Consider the following 1,974-nt stretch of genomic DNA (forward strand, 5'->3'; position numbering starts at 1 on the left):
TTGGGATTTTTCCAATTTCCGCTTCACGTGCTGTAATACCATGGTGAAATTCAGTCATGATGACTCCATAAAAGTGAAATTACTTTTAGAGTCATCATGAATTGCGGAAGGTTTTTATTCTATAAACTGAATCCTGTTTAACGTTTAATCAGGATTTAGCCGTTGGGGCATGTCCCCCAAATAGGAGGTGTTAATAAGGATAATCCATCCCACCCTGCAGGCTGTGTCGTAATGTTGGAAACACACCAGCGCGACAAGTCAAGTGTTTGAGTAGCATAAAGCATGTTATTCATACTTGTTGCTAAACGCACATCCCATTGTTCAAGCTCACTCAGCACGTTTGAGTTTGCTGCAAACATATAGTCATAATTTGTGGTTTTTGGCGGTGCTGTATTCGGAACACTGGTTGCATCTTTAAAACCTGCAAATTGTCCCTGCGGGTCGTCAAAGCGTTCATATCCTTCGCTATACCATTGCAAAATAGCTGGCAAGTTTGAAAGGCTCATTGCACTTAACTGAGATCCAGCAGCGTCAGGAAGGATTTCAATTGTCATCTCAGATCCATCCGAAGACTGAAAACTATAATAATGGACACCCATCGCAGCAGAATAATCTTGATAACCAACATTCACATTTGCAGGAGCCGTAATTTTTAATTTGCTAAGACTATATAACTCCGCGCTTCCACCTTGTTCTCCTCCGCGGACAATCATTGGGCTGATACCGCCATCGCCACCGCCTCCAGCGCTAGGACATGTTCCCCAAACAGGCTTATCCTCTGCCGTCATAAGCGAAGATCCAAAAAATTGAGGTTCCGATGTGATTAGCGGAACGCACCATTGTGATAGATTAGGCTTGGCCAAGTTACAACCTGATAAAAAACCTTTCATTGAAGTTACATTACTTACATCCCATTTGCTTATTGAATTCTTGGCATCTGTAAAGCGGAAGCTGCCATAAATTAATTTGTCTATTCTTTTCATTTTTGGCGGAAGTACAGCAGGCATATCAAAATCTGTATTAGCAGATGAAATTTGCACTTCTACATCCTGATTTGGTAACTCAATTACATCCTTGCGGTGGCTACCTTCAAATTCATCCGCATAACAAACATTTAAGCCGCCTTGTGTTGTAATAGTTAGCTCGCCAGCCGTTGCGGGGAATACATATTGATAGACTTTCCAAGGGTGGTCCGCGACCTCATAGTGCATATCAATAACACCGTCCCCAGTCCAATCTAAAACAGGCGCACTAATTTTTGTTGCATCACCGTTGACTGCAATCATATCCAAGCGGACTTGAAGCGTGCGGGTGTCGGTCACACCTTCAATGGGAGTAAACGCAAACTTAGTTACGACAGGAGCGATAGGTTCGGGTTCAGGTTCGGGTTCGGGTTCGGGTTCGGGTTCAGGTTCAGGTTCGTCAAAGGCATCTAGCCAAAAGCTGATTACACCTTCACTGTCAATTTTTGCAGTCGGATTGCCAATGAGTGTCATTTCATTTGTGTAAGGATTATCAGGAATCAAGCGGATAAATTTGCGCGAATTTGTGATATTGCGGATAAATACTGCTGAACTGCCACCGTCATTACTTTCATACTCGCCAGTAATTCCTAGGGTTTCTTTATTGTCCTTTAAATAGTCTTCTAAAAATGAATATTCACCGCCGCCGCCAATCTCAGTTGGGTACAGCGTGCCATTCACTTCAATAGCCCAATGAATATTGTTTTCAGTATTATCATCGGTATACTGCAAATCAGGAGAAATACCGACTGATATAGCGTCAATAGGTCTCTCAACGCCACTAAAAACATTTCCGCTTGTCCAATCTGGCCAAATAATTTCAATCTCACGGAAAGCCAGTTGTTTACGAAAAGCAGCAACAGACTCAGCGGTCGGAAGCATTGCACCATTTTCATTGCGCGGGGTGATATAAGCGTAGGCGCGGAGCTTTTTGCAGATAGCACCGAGCGCG

The 1,974-nt window shown here is 43.3% G+C and carries 1 protein-coding gene; it reads right to left on the reverse strand.

Annotated features, from left to right (window positions below; translation table 11 throughout):
- Positions 1-155 precede the first annotated feature (155 nt).
- On the reverse strand, positions 156-1,974 hold a 1,819-nt coding region (locus D7V32_RS16900; RefSeq protein ID WP_120403932.1), incomplete at its 5' end, for a BspA family leucine-rich repeat surface protein.

The organism is Acinetobacter tianfuensis (assembly GCF_003611465.1).
GTDB lineage: Bacteria > Pseudomonadota > Gammaproteobacteria > Pseudomonadales > Moraxellaceae > Acinetobacter > Acinetobacter tianfuensis.